Here is an 18,986-nt window from a genome sequence, read left to right on the forward strand (position 1 = left end):
CCCTGCACATTGGTTCGTCTTGTTCAGTTTTCAAAGGTCTTTGTCGCTCTCGCGCGACAACTATATTAGTATATCATGACCTCTCCTTACTGTCAACACTTTTTTAAAAAATTTTTTATTTTTTTGAAAGTTCATTTATTCACTGTCAACTTTCAGTTTTTAAATTGAATTTTTAAAGTCCTTTAAATAGTTCTCTAATTTCTTTTTCATTTTTGTTTTTCCTAGACATCTTCTGTTTGCTAGTAATGCTTCATATTGTTCTTTTTCTTTTACGGTTAATTTTTCTTTAAAACGTTTTAATGCATCTCTCAGAACAACCAACTCATCTAAATATATTTTTCTTGATGAAATTCTGTGACTAATTTCTCCAATTTCAATATATGGAAGTCTATTTATTTTTCTCTTATCACTTTCCTGTTGTCTTATTTTATCTTTAATATGATTTCTAAATTTTGTTTTGAAATATGTATAAAGTAATTCTTCATTTGTTTCAATTTCAGGATTTTTTTGATAAAGTTCAAACAGAGTTAGCTGACCTTCTTGTTCCCAATCATCCTTTTCCCATAATTGAATATAATATTCTTTTTCACATTTTCTTACGATATATTTTACTTTTTGATACATTTTATTAAATTCCATAAGCTCTCCTTTACTTTTATCTGTATTTTATAAAAATAAAGAAGCCCATTGGACTTTTTTTCTATTCTGCACGTTTTTTTAACTATTTGGTTATTATTTTTAATTATTTTGTCCAAATACACAAAAAAACTGCCACTTGGTGACAGTTCATCGATAGTCCGTACGGGATTCGAACCCGTGTTACCGCCGTGAAAAGGCGGTGTCTTAACCCCTTGACCAACGGACCATTTTTACAACATATTCTATTATACAGAATATTTTTACTCTGTCAACACTTTTTTAATAAAAAAAGAAGGAAATATTTTCCTTCTTTTGAATTAGTTATTTTCTTCTAATTTTGACTTAATCTCATCATATGATAGAGGTTTTGCTTCTTCTTCTAATTCATGCTCTGAATTTTCAGGCATTTTTCCTGTTTCATATAATGATTTAATTTGAACACTATCCAAGGTTTCATATTTTAATAGAGCTTCCGCAATTAGTTTATGCGTTTCTCTATTTCCTTGAATAATTTCTGCCGCTTTATTACGGGCTTCATTCAACAGACTACGAACTTCTTCATCAATTTCGTAAGCTGTTCGTTCTGAAATCATTTTTTGTGGGCTTTGAGCACCAAACATTGCATGATTTCCTTCATATTGGACCGGTCCAAGTTTTTCACTCATACCATATTCTGTCACCATTGCACGCGCCATTTGGGTAGCTTGTTCAAAGTCATTTGAAGCACCGGTTGTTTGCGAATTGAAAATAATTTCTTCGGCAACACGTCCTCCCATGAGCCCAGCTAATTGTTCTTTCATATCTTCTTTAGAAAGTAACATTTGATCTTCTTTAGGAAGGGCAATCATGTAACCGCCTGCACGACCACGTGGAACAATAGTAACTTTATGAACTACACGAGCATTTGATAAGACCAGACCAACGATTGTATGACCAGCTTCGTGATAAGCAACCATTTCACGTTCTTTTTGTGAAATCGTCCGATCTTTCTTAGATGGACCTGCAATAACACGATCTTCTGCTTCATCGATATCAGCAGCATCAATTACTTTTTTATTTCGACGAGCTGCAACCAAGGCTGCTTCGTTCAAAACATTTTCGAGATCAGCACCGACAAATCCTGGTGTTTGTTGAGCAACCAATTTCAAGTCCACATCTTGAGCAAGTGGCTTATTCTTAGCATGAACACGAAGAATTGCCTCACGACCTTTCACATCTGGACGTCCAACCAATACTTTACGGTCAAAACGGCCAGGACGAAGAAGGGCAGGGTCAAGGACATCAGAACGGTTAGTTGCTGCGATAACAATGATTCCTTCGTTGCCTTCAAAACCATCCATCTCAATCAAGAGCTGGTTAAGGGTTTGTTCACGTTCATCATTTCCGCCACCAAGACCTACACCACGTTGGCGCCCAACAGCATCAATTTCATCGATAAAGATAATGGCTGGTGCTGCTTTTTTAGCATCTTCAAAAAGTGAACGAACCCGGCTAGCACCGACTCCGACAAACATTTCAACGAAGTCAGAACCAGAGATACTGAAGAATGGCACTCCAGCTTCACCAGCTACTGCTTTTGCTAAAAGGGTTTTACCAGTTCCTGGAGGGCCTTCAAGAAGCACACCTGCTGGGATTCTTGCACCCAATTTAGTAAAGCGTTTTGGATCTTTTAAAAATTCAACAACTTCAACAAGTTCTTGTTTTTCTTCTTCAGCTCCTGCTACATCTGAAAAACGAACTTTAATATCTTCTTTATTAGCAGCGCGGGCTTTATTACGACCAAAGTTCATGGCACCTCTGGCACCTCCGCCACCGCCTTGGTTCATCATTGAGAAGAAGAAGAACATGACGATAACAAATGGAACAATTGAAGTGAGAATGGTTATCCACATGCCACTTGAGCTCTCACGCTTGATGGTGATTTCTGCTTTGTGGTCAGCTGCTAATTTTTGTAATTCATTGACGGTGATATCAGATGGAAGGATGACACTAGTAAAGCGAGATACTTTTTGAACACTTGGGGTAAAAAATTGAATTCCTGTATCTTCTTTTGATTCTTTTGCTTTATTATAGGTACCTGCAATTTCAATCACACTACCATTTGGTTGGTAACTGATCGTTTTTACATTATCATTTTTAATTTCTTTGACCAATTCTGTGTAGTTGATTTGCTGACTTTGACCAACCCCATTACCCGCAAAAAAGTACTGGAATCCTGTCACAGCCGCTACAATAATCAACAAATACAGAAATGGATTTCGGACAAAACCGTTATTTTTTCTGTTATTCATCTAGTCTCCTCTATTTTGAGTACACTTCCTCTTTTAATACACCAACATAGGGTAGGTTACGATAATTTTCATCATAGTCTAAACCATATCCTACAACAAACTCATTTGGAATCGTAAAGCAGGTGTAATCTGCTTCAATCTCAACCAAACGTCCTTCAGGTTTATCCAGTAAGGTAGCAATCTTCACAGATGCTGCATTTCGTTCTTCAAAGAGTTCTTTTAGACTCTTGAGGGTTTTACCTGTATCGATAATATCTTCTACAAATAAAATATCTCTACCAGTAATATCTTGGTCGATATCCTTGATAATATTAATAATACCTGAGCTTGCCGTACCACCATGATAACTTGAAACCAGCATAAAATCCAATTCAATATGTGTATCCACGTGGTTGATCAACTCTGCCATAAATGGAACAGAGCCTTTCAAAATTCCAACAAAAATTGGATTTTTCCCTTGGTACTCTTTTGTTAGGGTTTCACCCAATTTCTTTGCTGCTTCTACAATTTCATCATGTGAAACCAATACTTTTTTTATATCTTTTTCTAACATGTTTTTACCTATCTATTTTTTGAATATAAAGATTATCTTTCATTATACCACTTTTTGAGGGTTGACTCAAATCACTCGTTACCAATCCCACTACAGAAAGAATATTATGATTTTGTTCTATAATGAGAGCCTTTTGCCGAAGAGAAATTGGAATTTTATGGTTGATAAACCACCGTCTTAATTTTTGATGGTGGCCATTAACAAGTAGCTGATCTCCTTCCTTTCTCCTTCTAATTAAGATGGGAGTTTCGCGTGAAACAGAAAGAATTTCTACATTTTCCCCTACTAATGGTTGTCCAAAAGATAGTTTATAATTTGCAATGTCAAAGATATTCCCAAATTCTAACAAAAATGGGAGGGGGTGGTCATCCGACTTTTGACTGATTTTTTGTATTTCAAAGAAATCATATTCTTGATGTAGTTCATAATTCGACTTTAAATAATGAACGCAATTTCTTTTTTTTCGCAGTAAATCTAATAATTCTTGAAACTGGGCCCTACCAAGTTGCAAATCTGGAAATTGTGCCAAATACTCTTCTAATAAGAATGATTGTACAGAATGAGAATACGTTCTAAAAGAAGCTAAATCTTGAATGGTTAACTCGCTAGTCAATTCTTTCAGTGCTTGGTGCCAATGAGTCACTTCTTCTGCTAAATAACGAAGACTTACTTGCATTTGAGGATTTTCTTTTTCAAATTCTGGAAGGTATTGATGGCGTACACGATTTCGAAAATAGTCCTGTGAGTCATTGCTACTGTCTTCAAAGTGAGGGATTTTCATCAACTCATCTTTGGTAAAAGTTAACAAAGGACGGATTAACTCACCCTTACCAAATGGTTGGCGTACAGGAATACCACTTAAATGGCGTAATTTTGTTCCTCGTATTAAGCGCATGAAAGTTGTTTCGGCTTGATCGTTTGCATGATGACCTGTTACTAAAGCGGTGCAATCCTCTTTCTCCATAATCTGTTTAAAAAAATCATAACGAAAGGTACGAGCTTTTGCTTCTGTAAAATCACCCGAATAGTGAGCCACATGGATACGTGTCTCTCGCCTATCAGCTAGCGTTCGAAGTTCACTTTCTTCTAAATCCGATTCTGGTCTTTGTCCATGATTGACATGAGCGAGTACCAGATGGATTTTCAATCGTTCTTTATTCTTATATAAAAGTTCATACAGATTCATTGAATCCAATCCACCAGATAAGGCAACTAAAACACGGCGATGGGGAGTAAATAGATCTTGTTTTTCACAAAACTCTAAAAATCGCTTTTCCATTATTTCAATACCTCATAGATATCTTTTGAAATGTTGGAAATCGTATCATAATTCGAATGATCTGTAAAAATGGCTATTACATAGGGTGAATTTGTATATACAATTGCAACATCATGTCTAAAATCATAGGCATCTCCAATTTTATGAGCAACTTTTACTGGAAGGTCACGCGCAATCCGTTGATCATCATATTTTGTAGAGGAGAGTGCATCAATAATAGGGCCATTTTGTTGATAGACAGCCTCCATGACATTGCCAGCCATTTCAGCGGATGCTTCTCTTTTTTCAACATCCCAATGTTTCTTTGCAATCCTATCCAAAGTTTTTTGGAAGTCTTGATCTGATTGATGAGTGACATAATAATTCAAGATATTATGTCCAACATTATCTGATTCTTTTGCAATTTTATCTACCAACTCTTGAACACTATATTCTTTTCCATCTGGTGTTTTTGAAAGGCTACCACTTCCTTCTGGTTCATAGCCACCTTTGAAATCATTGACTTCTGGAATATATTTGTAGGTTGTAGTTGGAGAAATGGCTTTTTTATTGAGCTGTTCTTGGACGTAGTACAAGTATGGTAATTTCGTTACACTGGCAGAATACATTTCTTTTTGCGGATTGATTCCAGCAGTATTTCCAGTCTCTAATTGTTTTACATAGATTCCATATGAAGGAGAATTGTATTTACTATTTAACAAGTCCTGAACTTTTTCCATTCGATTATCTTTTTCAGTAACGAATGATTTGTTCACCCAGCCCTGACCTTCAATCTCCACAAACTCATCTCGTAAAGTCTTAGCTGTACGTAAGACTGTCACTTTTGTATAAGGAGAAAGAGGTGTATTTTTTTCTTTTGCACCATTTATTAAGGGTCGGTCATACACTTTAAAACCAGGTTTTAGCCACATGTCTTGTTTTTTTTCTTGTGTTTCTTGTACAACATCAGAAAAAATGACAGAAGAATCTGCTAATACATATCCTTTATCTGCTATTTTAAATACAGCTTTCCCTTCATCATTTACAAAGAGTTGTTCGATTGTAAACGGTGTGTTGGGAAGAATTTCTCCTTTTGCTTTTTTCAACTGAGGATCAGAAAAAACAGAAATTTTGCGATAGATATTAGGGTTCGCTGGAATTGAAGAAAAATAAAGTTCTGATGGATGAGCTATTGTCTGAGAAGACTCAGACTGCTCGACACTCGCTGCTTGAGATCCAATAAATAAAATTGGAACTAACAATAGGAGCAGAAATCGTTTAGACACCTGTATTCCTTTCCTTTTCATCCTTTTGAAGTTTAATCATTTGGTTTTTCTTTTTTAATTCCTCTAATTTTTCATCCGAAAATTCAAGGAATTGTTTAACTGTTTGTAAGATATTTTCCATCGGTTATTGGGGGAGTAAATCTGGGATGGTATAAACATATTCACCATCTTTTGAAAAAGAATACTTAGCGCGTGCATATTTTGTTGCATAATCATCGTCTTTTAATTTTTTAGCGATGTCTTGTTGGTATTCTTTTTGTTCACTTGTTTCTTTATACTCTTTTTCCAACTGTTTGTATTGTTCTTTTTTATCTTGTAGCGATTGATAGCTCTGGGCTAAATTATAAGTTGGAAGAATAAACAGTAACATGACCAATATCAAAACGAGCCCCAGAAAACGATTGCGTTTTTTTCTTTCTTCTTCTAAAAAACGTTTTCGCTGACTTTCGTCTTTGATATATTTATTGTTCATTTGAACGATATTTTTAGGCATCTTCTTCTATCCTTGTTTCACTAATTATTTCGTACATTTTGGATGCATCTTCTTTTTTTGTACTATCCAACATTTCCAAGACTTTAACCGTCAATACTTTATTTCCAAAACGAACTTCAATTTGATCATTCACTTTCAAATCCGTTGAACTTTTGGCTAATACTCCATTGACTTTGATTCGTCCTTTATCTGCAACTTCCTTTGCAACAGGACGACGCTTAATAATGCGAGAAACTTTTAAATATTTATCTAATCTCATACTGTCACCTCTAACATAGTATTGTATCATTTTTTATACATAAAATGCGAAAAATGAGCTAAGAACTGCTAGTACTTTTCTTTTTCCTGTTTAATTTCCAATAAGGTTTGACCAAATTGCTTCAGAGCTTCCAAAATTTCAAAATCTTTCTTATTTCGAATATCGAAGATCACTTCAATCAATCCCTTTTCTTCTGCAATCTGTGCCTTTAACTGTGTCATTGACAGAGCTTTGAAATAATCCTGTGTTAAAAACAGTTGTTTGGCAATAGGTTCAAATTTCACTGTCACTTTTTGTTGTTTTCTATCAACAAGACGGACAAAGACTTGATCCAAGTAAGCTTTCACTAAACCAATTTCAAGTAGATAGGCGACAACATCTGGGTATTCTCCAAAACGATCAATCAATTCATCTTGCAAGTATTCATAGTCACTCGCAGAATTCATTTCACGAATTTGTTTGTAAATTTCAATTTTTTGACGTTGATCTGAAATATATTCATTAGGTAAATACGCATCTATTTGAAGGTTCAACTCTGCATTACTCTTTTGCCTACGATGCTCTTGGCCTTGTTTTTTAGCAATAGCTTCTTCTAACAATTGAGAATACATTTCAAAACCAACTGAATCGATGAAACCAGATTGAGAAGCTCCAAGAATATTCCCTGCTCCACGGATCGATAGATCTCGCATAGCAATTTTAAATCCAGACCCCAATTCAGTAAAACCTTTAATCGCTTCTAAACGTTTTTCAGACACTTCTGTAAGAGATTTGTCTGGACGATACATCAAATAAGCATAAGCGATTCGGTTGCTTCGTCCTACACGACCTCTTAGTTGATAAAGAGTTGAAAGTCCCATATGATCCGCATTTTCAATAAAGAGTGTATTGGCATTTGGAATATCCACACCTGTCTCAATAATGGTTGTCGTCACTAAGACATCGTATTCGCCATTAATGAAATCCAACAAGGTATTTTCCAGGCGAACTTCACTCATTTGGCCATGAACAAAGCCAATCGAAGCCTCTGGAATCAACTCTTTTAACTCGGATACTTTTTGCTCAATCGTATCTACCTTATTGTAAAGATAGTACACTTGACCTCCACGATCTATCTCCCGCAACACAGCATCTCGAATAATAGTTGGATTGGTCTCTAGTACAAAAGTTTGCACAGGATACCGATTGGTCGGAGGTGTTTCAATGACAGACAAATCTCGAATTCCTAGCATAGACATATGGAGCGTCCGAGGAATAGGGGTAGCTGTCAAGGTAAGCACATCCACCTTTTTTTTCAATTCTTTCAAGGTTTCTTTATGCTTTACTCCAAAACGTTGCTCTTCATCGATCACGATTAAGCCTAAGTCTGAAAAAACAACATCTTTGGACAAGAGCCGGTGAGTTCCAATAATAATATCCACTCGTCCTTTTTTCAACTTTTCAAGCGTTTCTTTCTGCTCTGCCTTACTCTGGAAACGACTTAAAACAGCAACCTCTACTGCAAAAGATTCAAAACGCTCCTTAAAATTGGCATAATGTTGTTGGGCAAGAACAGTGGTAGGAACCAACACTGCTACTTGTTTATGATCATTTACTGCCTTAAAGGCTGCTCGCATAGCGACCTCTGTTTTCCCAAAACCGACGTCTCCAACCAGCAATCGGTCCATCGGACGATTCGATTCCATATCTTTTTTGATTTCTTCAATGGAACGTAATTGGTCATCTGTTTCAATATATGGAAAATCTTGTTCAAAAGCCTCTTGATTTTCATCATCTTGGGAATAGGAAAAGCCTTCTAATTGACTACGCTCCGCATAAAGTTTTATCAAATCATCCGCAATGTCCTCCACCTGGGTCTGAACTTTTTGCTTCGTTTTTTGGAAACGCCCATCATTTAACTTGTTAATTTTTGGCGTTTTTCCATCACTTGCAACGTATTTGGACAACATCTGAATCTGATCGACAGGAATCGAGATGCGATCTCCATTTTGATATTGAATTGAAACATAATCACGATGGACACCCGAAATTTCAATCGTTTCAATTCCCAAATATTGACCAATACCATGAACTTGGTGAACAACATAGTCCCCTTTTTCCAGTTCATTATAATTTTTTAGGCGTTCTGCATTGGAAATATTTTGCCTGCGAATCTTTCGTTTGATCTTTTTCTGATAAATCTCTGATTCTGTAATGTAGACAATTTTTTCATCAACAAATTGAAAACCGTGAGCTAATCCTCCAACGACTAATTGACTAGCTTGAGGAATGATCGTATCCCCATCAATATAATCTAATCGAATTCCATACTCTTCTAAATTTTTATGGAGCTGTTGAAGATTGTGATGAGAAGTTGCTTGGACAATAACAGTATAGTTTGATTTTCTATACCGTTCAATTTCCTCTTTTAGTAAATTAAATTGTCCAAAAAACTCCTGCATTGGATATTGATTGAATTGATACAAATGATCAAACTTCAGATTTCCCAATCCTTTTTGAAAGTTTGAAAAATAAGTTGCAGGCGTATATTTTCGTAATGTTGTACTGGTGTCTGCAAAATACACTTGGCGAGAAGAAGCTCTATTTTTATGTAAATCTTCCGTCAAGAGATTAGCTGTATCTAGTTCAAATCTCGCTATTTGATCTGCTATTTTTTGATAATCATCCAGAAAGACTGAAGTGTGTTTAGGGAGATAATCGAATAGGGTATATTGCTTCTCGTAAAAGAAACTAATAAATTTTCTAAGATCCGGATGGAGTTTCCTTTGAGAAATATCTCCCAGAATTTCTGCTAGATAAGATTTAAATTCTTCATTTGCACTCTGTTCTTGCAATTGTTCTATTTGCTGCTGACCACGTATAAAATCTTCCTCTTGCAACAATAGATCACTCACTGCCTTCAGTTGAACTTCTTCAACATTTTCAACAGAACGCTGATTTTCTGGGTTAAAGATTCGGATTCCATCAATCTCATCTCCGAAAAATTCAATCCGATAGGGTTGGAGTTGGTCGATCTCAAAGATATCTAAAATATCTCCTCGTAGACTAAACTCTCCCTGTTGCAAAACTTGGCTCACCTTTTGGTAGCCAATCTTCTGTAATGTTTCACTCAGAGTAGTTAAGTCTATTTCTTGACCAACCTTCAATTGAAAAATGCTAGATGCAAAAACTTTAGGAGAAGGTAATAGTAGTTTTATACCACTCACATTGGTCACAAGGATGCCTTGACGATCTTCTTGGCATAAAAAGTTTAAAGCCTCTAATCGTGCAAATTGCCTTTCTTGTGAAGCAAAAACAAATTCTGCTAAAGGGTTATCATCTCCCAAAAATGTATGGACTTTCTCTTCTCCAAGTAAGGCAATAAAATCACTGGCCAATCGTTCTGCTTCGTTATAACTGGAAGTGATGAGGACTGCTTTTTCAATAGAATCAAAGGCTGAAGCCATTACAATAGCCTTTGTGGTCGCAGATAATCCTAAGATCAATTCCCGATTATTTTTTTGCAAACCTTGTTGCCAGGATAGAAGGTTGGAGTTTTGACTCACTAAATCAATTACATTCATCTACTTACCCGTTGTATTTCTGCATGCTTCTTTCAAAATTTTCTTCTACCAAGTAATCGTTAACCGCTTCTTCTACTCGATCAATTGTTTGTAGAATAGTGATGTAATCGTCTTTATCAAATTTCCCTAAGACATGATGAACAACTGACATGCCCTGCTTAGGTCTTCCAATTCCAATCTTAATTCGATAAAAAGTCTGAGTTCCAATATGATTGATAATCGATTTGATTCCGTTATGACCTCCAGCTGATCCTTTAGCTCGAAGACGAATCTTGCCAACTTCCATATCTAAATCATCGTAAATAACTAAAAGATCTTCAATCTCCAGACCATAATAAGTCAGAAGGGCATGGACTGCTTTTCCACTCTCATTCATGAAAGTGGTCGGCTTTACAAAATAGACCTTTTCGCCATTCAAAAATGTTGAGGCGATATCAGCTTGAAAAATCTTATCATGGGAGAAAGTAAGATTTAAAGACTTTGCCATTTGATCAACTAACATAAAGCCTACATTGTGTTTCGTTTCAACATACTTATCACCTGGATTTCCCAATCCAACAATTAATTTCGTCATCTCTTTCCTTTCAAAACACTAAAAGGGTTGGAAATATTTTTTCCAACCTTTACATTTTTTTAACTCTCTTATACATTAAAACGGAATTCCATGATGTCCCCATCTTGGACAACATATTCTTTTCCTTCTTCGCGCAAGCGTCCCGCTTCTTTTACAGCCTTTTCAGAACCGTATTTGACCAAATCATCATAGGACATGGTCACGGCACGAATAAATCCTTTTTCAAAATCAGAGTGGATGATTCCAGCTGCTTGAGGAGCTTTCATGCCACGTTTGAAGGTCCAAGCACGCACTTCTTTTTCACCAGCTGTGAAATAAGTGCCAAGTCCCAACAAGTGGTAAGCTGCACGCGTGAGTTTATCAACTCCAGACTCTGTTAGGCCAATCGCCTCTAAAAATTCTTGTTTATCTGCATCATCTAGCTCAGAAATTTCTTCCTCAGCACGCGCAGAAATCACCACGACTTCCGCATTCTCTGTTGCCGCAAAGTCACGAATTTGCTTCACATAGTCAATAGAATCTGGATCTGCAACAACATCTTCATCCACATTGGCTACATAAAGAACTGGTTTGGTAGTCAAAAGGAAAAGTCCTTTCACCACTTTTTGTTCTTCCTCAGTGAATTCAATGGTCCGAGCTGACTTCCCATCTTCCAGAACTGGCTTAATCTTTTGAAGGACGTTAAATTCCGCAACAGAATCCTTATCTTTTTGTGTACGAGCGATTTTTTCTACACGCGCATAGCGTTTATTGACAGACTCTAAGTCGGCTAAAATTAATTCTAAATTGATGGTATCAATATCTGCCAGTGGATCAACAAAGGCATCTTCACGACCTTGCTCCCGCATGACATTTTCATCATCAAAAGCACGCACTACATGGACAATGGCATCTACTTCACGGATGTTGGCCAAGAATTTATTACCAAGTCCTTCCCCTTTAGAAGCTCCTTTCACAATCCCAGCAATATCTGTAAATTCAAAAGTAGTCGGAACTGTCTTCTTAGGAGTAATCATTTCCGTCAATTTTTGGAGGCGTTCATCTGGAACTTCTACCATCCCGACGTTTGGATCAATGGTCGCAAAGGGATAGTTTGCGGCCTCTGCTCCTGCTTTTGTAATTGCGTTAAATAGGGTTGATTTACCAACGTTTGGTAAGCCAACGATACCTGCTGTTAATGCCATTTTTCTTTTTCTCCGTTCAAATTTCAATCTCTTTTATTATAACATAATTCAAAAGACAAGTGATGAAAAATGAAATATTTCATCACCTTTGAAACTAGATTTTTTCATCAAACTGTAACGTTCTAAAAAGATAAAAATGGTATACTATATTTAACAATGAACAAAGGAGTTTTTCAGATGAAAAAACAAACATGGAAATCTATTTTTCTTTCTTTAATCGCTATCTTTACTCTCTTTCTTCTTGGAGCTTGTGGACAACAATCTGTTCAAAAATCCTATCTTCAGGCAATCAACCAAGAAAAGAAAACAGATGTTCGTATTACACTAGAACATAAAGGTGATAAAGCGATCAGTAACCAAACCACCACTACTATTTATTACAAAGAGGCGGGAGTTACGAAAGATCAATTAAAGGAAATGATCGATAAATATGATGAAGAATACAAAGATGTCAAAGGATTCACACATTCTGCTGAATATAAAGATGATTATATGGTTGAAAAAACAACACTAAATTATGAAAAGGCAGACTTAGATCAGCTAATTGAAAAGAAATTAGTAACGACACAAAAAGATAAAAAAGTCGACTATATCAGCTTCAAATCAACTTTTGATATGATGAAACAGGGTGGTTTCAAAGAAGTTAAAAATGGAAAATTTGAAGAATTAAAATAATCGAAAAGGTTCGGTCACATAAGTGACTGAACCTTTTATAGTACTTTCTTCATTTTCTGTTCAAAATCATGGCGACTCATCATGACCACATGATCACAATTGCTACACTTAATTTTTATGTCTGCACCAAGTCGCGTAATTTCCCAACGATTTGCCTTCTTGCCTGTTTCTTTAATCACACAAGCGTGAGGCTTTTTCATTTCTACAAAATCACCTAACGTATACATGATTCACCTTTGTTAATTTGTGCGAACTGGCGTAATCAATTGAATGAACCCTTGTTCATTTCCTTCTGGAACCAATGTAAACGGTCTAACAGAAGAAATAAAACGAATAACAACTTGTTCACTGTCAATAGCTTTGAGCGCTTCAATCAAATAAGTTGGATTAAAGCTAATAGACAAATCCTCTCCTGAAACGGCGCTTGTATCGATCTCTTCATTTACTCGCCCAACTTCTGGTGAATGAACGTGAGAAGAAACCACTCCATTTTTGAACTCTAATTTAACCGTTCCGTTTTGAGTCGCATTTGAAAGAAGACGAGCACGCTCCATTGCAAATCGAAGGTTGGCCACATTGAAGGTTGCCTCTGTATTGAATTCTGTTGGAATGAGACGGTCTGTATCAGGATAATTTCCTTCTAGCAAACGGGTATAAAAACTAATGTGTTCACTTCTAAATAGGATTTGATTGTTAGCAAAGAAAACTTCAACTGTTTCAATATCATCAGAAAAGACAGAGGTGAATTCACGAAGAGAGCGACTTGGGATGACAACATCAAAGTTGTCTCCATTTTTCTCCAGTGTAATCACTTTCTGACTCATACGATGAGAGTCTGTTGCTACTGTTTTAAGCTCTTTATTATCTGATAAAACAAAGTGAACACCTGTCAAAATTGGACGACTTTCTTGTACACTTGCTGCAAATGCCGTTTCGTTAATCAATTGTTTTAATAATTTTGTTTCCAAAACTAATGGATTACTTGCAGCAATTTCTTGAATACGTGGATATTGATCTGCATCTTTTCCTTTAAGTGTAATTTCTGATTTACCACTTGTTAAGAGAACTTGTTTTTGTTCAATCTCTTTAAAATCTAAAGTAACATCTGGTAAACTTGAAACCACATTAATAAAGAAAGTTGCTTCCAATAAAATAGAACCTGGGGAGGTCACTAGTAAACCAGCATTTTCGTCTTTGATAGAAATAAAGTTTTCGATTGAAATTTGGCCATTCGATCCTGATAAGGCAACTCCTTCTGGAGTGACATCAATTTTAATCGTGGAAAGGATTGGAATAGCATTTTTTGAACTGATCGCTCTTTTGGTAGTATTTAGTGCTTGTAAAAATAAAGTTTTGTTAATAGAAAAATTTATCATGGTCATTCCTTTTATTTATTTTATGATTAGTAAGTTAATAGTAATAGTAGGTTGTGTGGAAGTTGTGGAAAAGTCTCAGAATCCTATCTATGACTTAAAAAGTTACTTGTTTAAAAATTGTGCATAACCCTTAGAAGTTTAGAGGAAGTTATCCACAGATTAATTTAACTTTTTCTTGATACTTTGAATTTCGAGTCGTAGATTATCATCTGTGTCGACCATACTTTTAATTTTTTCATAAGCATGAATGACAGTCGTGTGGTCTTTTCCACCGAATTCTTTTCCGATTCGAGGAAGTGAGTTGTCCGTCATCTCTCTTGAAAGATACATGGCCACTTGTCGTGCTAGGACAATATTCTGAACTCTTCGAGAACCTTTGATTTCTTTTACACTGACTCCATAAAAGGCTCCAACTGCTTCCTGAATTTTTTCAATGGGGATGACAAGCGTCTTGCTATTATCGTTTTTACGAGCTCGAATAGCTTCAGCTGCAACATCGATCGTAATTTCTTTTAGTTTTTTCACCTTCGCCATTAAAGAAATATCATTTAAGGCACCTTCTAAGTCTCGGACATTTGAATCAAACTGACCTGCTAGATATTCCAGTGTGTCATTAGGAAAAATATAGTCTAGATCTTCAATTTTATTCCGTAAGATGGCAATCCGAGTTTCAAAATCAGGTGGTGTTATATTTTGCGTTAGTCCCCATTTGAAACGAGTAACCAGTCGCTCTTCAAGACTATCTAAATGATCCGGACTTCGATCGCTTGTTAGAACAATCTGTTTGTTGTCGCTATGGAGGGCATTAAAGGTATTAAAGAATTCCTCTTGAGTCGTGACTTTTTTCCCGCCGAGTGACTGGATATCATCGATCAGTAAGAGATCAAGACTTCGATAGGTATTCTTGAACGTCTTCATTTCTCCTAATCGAAGGTGTTCTAAAAATTCATTAATAAAGGTTTCTGCTGGAACATACTTAACCCGTGCATTTGGAATATTTTCTAGGATTTGATTTCCAATTGCGTTCAATAGGTGAGTCTTTCCAAGCCCTGGTCCACCATAGATAAAGAGAGGGTTGTAAGTTGTTGCAAGATTTTCAGAAACTGCAAGCGCTGCTGCTTTCGCCCAAATATTTCCATCCCCTTGCACAAAATTATCAAATGTGTACTTTGATTTCAGACCTGTATCAATTTTAGGCAACGGTTCGGTTGTTAAGCTACCTGAAGATAATCTCCTATTCTCACCGCTATGACTACTAGGAATTTCTTCGGTATCTTCAAAAACGAAATGGAACTTCAAATCTGTATTGTAGACTTCAAAGCTGGCTGTGATCAAAGCATTTTTTAGATTTGTTTCCCAAAATAATTCTTTATAATTTCCATCAAGATAAATGGTAGCCGTTTCTCCATCGATTTTGACTAATTTTGAATCGGCGACAAAAAAATCATAGGCACTATCTTTTAGTTGTAATTGGGCTAATTCTAAAAAACGAGACCAAAATTGCTCTTCTTGTGACACTATCAGACTTCCCTCCTTTTCTTGAATTGTATCAAATCATACGTACTCCTATTCTACCACAAACAAAAATAGTTTTCCACAGGCTAAATTTCATGAGATTAAATTATAGTTTTAAACTTTTCCACAAGTTGTGGATTTAAATTCACATTGTTTTTAAAAGTTATCCACAAAGTGGGGATAACTAGAGAATATCCTTATTTTTCTGCTATTTACAAAAGATTTTTATGGTGGAAAAGCTTGTCAATATAAAAAATAAAAATAACAGCCTTATTTAAGGCTGTTGATAATTCGTTGGTATTCATCAAGACTGGAAAAAGAAATTTGGATAGTTCCTTTATTTTGAGAAGAGGGGTGTATCGTCACTTCTGTTCCCAATATTTTTTTCAATCGTTGTTCCTCTTCTAGTAGGAAGCTCTCTTTTGCTTTTTTATTTTTCTGTTTTCTTTTTGAACTGATCTTGTTTTCTAATGTTCGAACATTTAAATGATCCTGTTTGATTCGCTCCAACCAAAAGCGCTGCTCTTCTTCATCAAGAGGAACAAGAACACGCGCGTGAGCCGAAGAAATATCATTTTGAATGACTGCTTCTTGAACAGAGGGAGCTAGATGTAACAAGCGAAGCATATTGCTGATATAGGGTCTAGATTTCCCCATAAATTGAGCGATTTGGTCGTGCTTATAGCCATGATCAACGAGCTTCTGGTAGGAGATAGCTTCTTCAATTGGATTGAGATCTTCTCGTTGAAGATTTTCAATAATGGCTTGTCGCATCATTTCTTGATCCGTTAACTCTTTAATAATCGCAGGAACAAGCTCTAATCCAGCAATTTTTGAAGCTCTAAAACGTCTTTCACCTGCAAGCAATTCAAAACCAATTATTGGAGATTTTCTGACAATAATGGGTTGAATTAAGCCATTTTCTTTGATTGACTGAGCCAGTTCTTCTAATTTTTCTTGATCAAATACTTTTCTTGGTTGGAAAGGATTGGTTCGAATGTCCTTTACCGCTATTTTTTCTAATTTTTCCATCTTATGAATAGAATAACACACCTTTACAAATTCGTAAAGGTGTGTTTACAAGTATGTCAAGAAAGTGAAAGTTAATCGCTCAGATCCTCAGTTGATTTTGTCAACTTGATAGAAGTTGTTTGTTGTTTTCCATCACGATAGAATGTGACCTTGATTGTATCATTGATTTGGTGAGAATAGAGGGCGGATTGTAAATCTGCCGTTGACTCGATATCTGTATCATCGATCTTTGTGATGACATCATAACGTTGCAATTTATCTGAAGCAGGCATATTTTCAAGTGTTGAACGAACTAGTACTCCTCCAGAGATTTTTTCAGGAAGTTTTAATTGGCTTAAATCAGAAGTTGAAAGGTTGGATAAATCCATCATTTGGATTCCAAGAGCTGGTCGAACTACTTTTCCTTTTTCTTCTAGCTGCTTGATAATATTGACAACATCATTTGCAGGAATTGCAAATCCCATTCCTTCTACTGAAGTTTGTCCGTTATTTGAAATTTTACTTGAGGTAATCCCAATGACTTGTCCTTGAATGTTGATTAATGGACCTCCAGAGTTTCCTGGGTTGATGGCTGCGTCTGTTTGTAGAGCGCGTGTAGAGATATTTTGTCCATTATCAGCTTTCAAATTCACATTGCGACCTTGGCTAGAAATGATCCCTTGAGTAACAGAATTCGCATAATCAGTTCCAAGAGGGCTACCGATCGCAATTGCAGTCTCACCGACTGTTAATTGGTTTGAATCTCCAAATTCAGCTACTGCCTTTGCTTTATCCGCACTAATGCGAACGACTGCAATATCAGAATAGACATCTGATCCAACTACTTCTCCGGGGACTTTATTCCCATCTGCTAAAAGAATATCTACTTTTTTAGCACCATTGATTACATGGGTATTGGTAACAAGGTAGGCATATTTTCCTTCTTTTTTATAAATGACCCCAGAACCTTCACTAGAAATTTGTGAGTCAGAGTTTTCTTCTTTTTCAAATAACCCTTGATTCGAAGAATCAGAATAAGTAATCACAGAAACTACAGCATTTTTCACCTTATCTACGGCCTCACTAGTTGAGGTTGTATTTTTATAAGCTGTTTTAACAGTGGTTGAGTGTACTTGCTTACTTTCAGTATTTGAAGTAGAAGAATGAGAGGTTTGTAAGGTTAAAAAGGTTCCAAGAATCCCACCTAGAAAACCTACAACGAAAATGAGGGTTATGTTTCCAAGTTTTTTCAGTAAATTAGATGAAGATTTCATATTTTTCTCCTAAGGATATCAAATTATCTAAAGTATAGAAAAACTTTCTTAATTATATCTTAAATAACTAAACTTATCCACAAATTGTGGATAAGTTGTAGAATTTAGTTGAGAAATGGCTTTAAAAAGGACTTTATAGAATAGATTTCCTTTCTATAGCTGTGGATTATTTGTGGAATTGAAGAATTATGCTACAATAGGGAAATGAAAATTAAATTGATAACCGTTGGAAAATTAAAAGAAAAATACTTAAAAGATGGGATCGCGGAGTATATTAAAAGGCTTGGTCGATTTGCAAAAGTAGAACAGGTTGAGTTAGTTGATGAAAAAACTCCAGATCGTGCCAGTCAACTCGAAAATCAACAAATCCTTGAAAAAGAGGGGGAACGAATTCTCTCTAAGATTTCAGATAAGGAATATGTGATTGTATTAGCCATCGAAGGAAAACAATTTCCTTCAGAGAAATTTAGTCAAACGATTGACCAGATTATGACATCTGGTTATTCAAACCTTACTTTTGTTATTGGAGGCAGTCTTGGTCTGTCTCCTGAAGTGAAAAAAAGAGGAAATCTATTAATGAGCTTTGGTCAATTAACTCTTCCTCATCAGTTGATGAAATTAGTGTTGGTGGAACAAATCTATCGTGCTTTCATGATTCAACAGGGGAGTCCTTACCATAAATAACCTTGACGCTCCTTCCTTTTTCTGCTAAAATGAAGTAAGTTCGGTCTCATAGCTCAGCTGGATAGAGCATTCGCCTTCTAAGCGAACGGTCGCAGGTTCGAATCCTGCTGGGATCAAATGAAAGATGCAGCTTTTGCTGCATCTTTTCTTTTATGTAAAAATGTATAAATTTTCATCATCTATTAATTTTTGTATAATTCACTATAGACAAATAGTAACGGAATGATTTATTAGGAATATTTTTAAAAAGAACTAACAATCCCTATATAGTGCAAAGTGTAGATTATATAAATTGTGTAAAATAGTTTTCATTCATGTAACAAAAACATTAAAAACATTACAATTTTACCG

General features: G+C 35.8%; 18 protein-coding genes and 2 tRNA genes. 3 read left to right on the forward strand and 17 right to left on the reverse strand.

The window, feature by feature from the left end; genetic code table 11:
- Positions 1-159 precede the first annotated feature (159 nt).
- The 12 genes from H7T97_RS04070 to ychF form a co-directional block, all read right to left on the reverse strand.
- The gene (locus H7T97_RS04070) at positions 160-639 is read right to left on the reverse strand and encodes a sigma-70 family RNA polymerase sigma factor (protein ID WP_003009261.1); all 480 of its coding nucleotides are present in this window, start codon (positions 637-639) and stop codon (positions 160-162) included.
- 154 nt (positions 640-793) lie between these two features.
- Positions 794-865: transfer RNA gene (locus H7T97_RS04075), tRNA-Glu, on the reverse strand.
- Between the two features lie 91 nt (positions 866-956).
- Complete coding sequence (gene ftsH / locus H7T97_RS04080; RefSeq protein WP_049473251.1) at positions 957-2,930, reverse strand: ATP-dependent zinc metalloprotease FtsH; 1,974 nt, start codon at positions 2,928-2,930, stop codon at positions 957-959.
- A 10-nt stretch (positions 2,931-2,940) separates the two neighbouring features.
- Positions 2,941-3,483: a hypoxanthine phosphoribosyltransferase gene (gene hpt, locus H7T97_RS04085; protein ID WP_003018402.1), complete on the reverse strand. Its 543-nt coding sequence runs from the start codon at positions 3,481-3,483 to the stop codon at positions 2,941-2,943.
- A gap of 4 nt (positions 3,484-3,487) precedes the next feature.
- Complete coding sequence (gene tilS, locus H7T97_RS04090; RefSeq protein ID WP_155168177.1) at positions 3,488-4,762, reverse strand: tRNA lysidine(34) synthetase TilS; 1,275 nt, start codon at positions 4,760-4,762, stop codon at positions 3,488-3,490.
- Entirely contained in the window at positions 4,762-6,048 is a 1,287-nt protein-coding gene (locus H7T97_RS04095) for a serine hydrolase (RefSeq protein WP_155168179.1), read from the reverse strand. Before H7T97_RS04095 ends, tilS begins: the two co-directional genes overlap by 1 nt.
- On the reverse strand, positions 6,020-6,148 hold the full coding sequence (locus tag H7T97_RS10280) for an SP_0009 family protein (protein ID WP_003009253.1): 129 nt from the start codon (positions 6,146-6,148) through the stop codon (positions 6,020-6,022). The genes H7T97_RS04095 and H7T97_RS10280 overlap by 29 nt, the downstream gene beginning before the upstream one ends.
- 3 nt (positions 6,149-6,151) lie before the next feature.
- Positions 6,152-6,520 (reverse strand): FtsB family cell division protein, encoded by a 369-nt coding sequence (locus tag H7T97_RS04100; protein ID WP_003009251.1) that lies wholly within the window; start codon positions 6,518-6,520, stop codon positions 6,152-6,154.
- A complete protein-coding gene (locus H7T97_RS04105) occupies positions 6,513-6,779 on the reverse strand; it encodes an RNA-binding S4 domain-containing protein (RefSeq protein WP_003002258.1) in 267 nt (88 codons plus the stop codon). Before H7T97_RS04105 ends, H7T97_RS04100 begins: the two co-directional genes overlap by 8 nt.
- A gap of 68 nt (positions 6,780-6,847) precedes the next feature.
- Positions 6,848-10,342, reverse strand: a complete 3,495-nt coding sequence (gene mfd / locus H7T97_RS04110) for a transcription-repair coupling factor (protein ID WP_201089492.1) — start codon at positions 10,340-10,342, stop codon at positions 6,848-6,850.
- Between the two features lie 4 nt (positions 10,343-10,346).
- Positions 10,347-10,916, reverse strand: coding sequence for an aminoacyl-tRNA hydrolase (gene pth, locus H7T97_RS04115; RefSeq protein WP_155168184.1), 570 nt, complete (start codon positions 10,914-10,916; stop codon positions 10,347-10,349).
- 68 nt (positions 10,917-10,984) lie between these two features.
- Positions 10,985-12,100: a redox-regulated ATPase YchF gene (gene ychF, locus H7T97_RS04120; protein ID WP_003009244.1), complete on the reverse strand. Its 1,116-nt coding sequence runs from the start codon at positions 12,098-12,100 to the stop codon at positions 10,985-10,987.
- A 177-nt stretch (positions 12,101-12,277) separates the two neighbouring features.
- Between ychF and H7T97_RS04125 the strand changes: the two genes are divergently transcribed.
- Complete coding sequence (locus H7T97_RS04125; protein ID WP_031574824.1) at positions 12,278-12,775, forward strand: DUF1307 domain-containing protein; 498 nt, start codon at positions 12,278-12,280, stop codon at positions 12,773-12,775.
- A gap of 35 nt (positions 12,776-12,810) precedes the next feature.
- Here the strand turns inward: H7T97_RS04125 and H7T97_RS04130 are convergent, their stop codons facing one another.
- From H7T97_RS04130 to H7T97_RS04150, 5 genes are all read right to left on the reverse strand, one after another.
- On the reverse strand, positions 12,811-13,002 hold the full coding sequence (locus H7T97_RS04130; protein ID WP_003002008.1) for a DUF951 domain-containing protein: 192 nt from the start codon (positions 13,000-13,002) through the stop codon (positions 12,811-12,813).
- Between the two features lie 12 nt (positions 13,003-13,014).
- The gene (dnaN, locus tag H7T97_RS04135) at positions 13,015-14,151 is read right to left on the reverse strand and encodes a DNA polymerase III subunit beta (protein WP_021154169.1); all 1,137 of its coding nucleotides are present in this window, start codon (positions 14,149-14,151) and stop codon (positions 13,015-13,017) included.
- A gap of 159 nt (positions 14,152-14,310) precedes the next feature.
- On the reverse strand, positions 14,311-15,669 hold the full coding sequence (gene dnaA / locus H7T97_RS04140) for a chromosomal replication initiator protein DnaA (RefSeq protein WP_031574821.1): 1,359 nt from the start codon (positions 15,667-15,669) through the stop codon (positions 14,311-14,313).
- A gap of 267 nt (positions 15,670-15,936) precedes the next feature.
- Complete coding sequence (locus tag H7T97_RS04145) at positions 15,937-16,698, reverse strand: ParB/RepB/Spo0J family partition protein (RefSeq protein ID WP_155168188.1); 762 nt, start codon at positions 16,696-16,698, stop codon at positions 15,937-15,939.
- A 71-nt stretch (positions 16,699-16,769) separates the two neighbouring features.
- Positions 16,770-17,951, reverse strand: coding sequence for a S1C family serine protease (locus H7T97_RS04150; RefSeq protein ID WP_023920001.1), 1,182 nt, complete (start codon positions 17,949-17,951; stop codon positions 16,770-16,772).
- Positions 17,952-18,155: 204 nt separating this feature from the next.
- Here H7T97_RS04150 and rlmH point away from each other — a divergent pair, with 204 nt between their 5' ends.
- Both rlmH and H7T97_RS04160 read left to right on the forward strand, forming a co-directional pair.
- Positions 18,156-18,635 (forward strand): 23S rRNA (pseudouridine(1915)-N(3))-methyltransferase RlmH, encoded by a 480-nt coding sequence (gene rlmH, locus H7T97_RS04155; protein WP_003009233.1) that lies wholly within the window; start codon positions 18,156-18,158, stop codon positions 18,633-18,635.
- Positions 18,636-18,677: 42 nt separating this feature from the next.
- Positions 18,678-18,751, forward strand: a tRNA-Arg gene (locus H7T97_RS04160).
- The last annotated feature ends 235 nt before the right edge of the window (positions 18,752-18,986 follow it).

The organism is Streptococcus parasanguinis, from assembly GCF_016648925.1.
Classification (GTDB): Bacteria; Bacillota; Bacilli; order Lactobacillales; family Streptococcaceae; genus Streptococcus.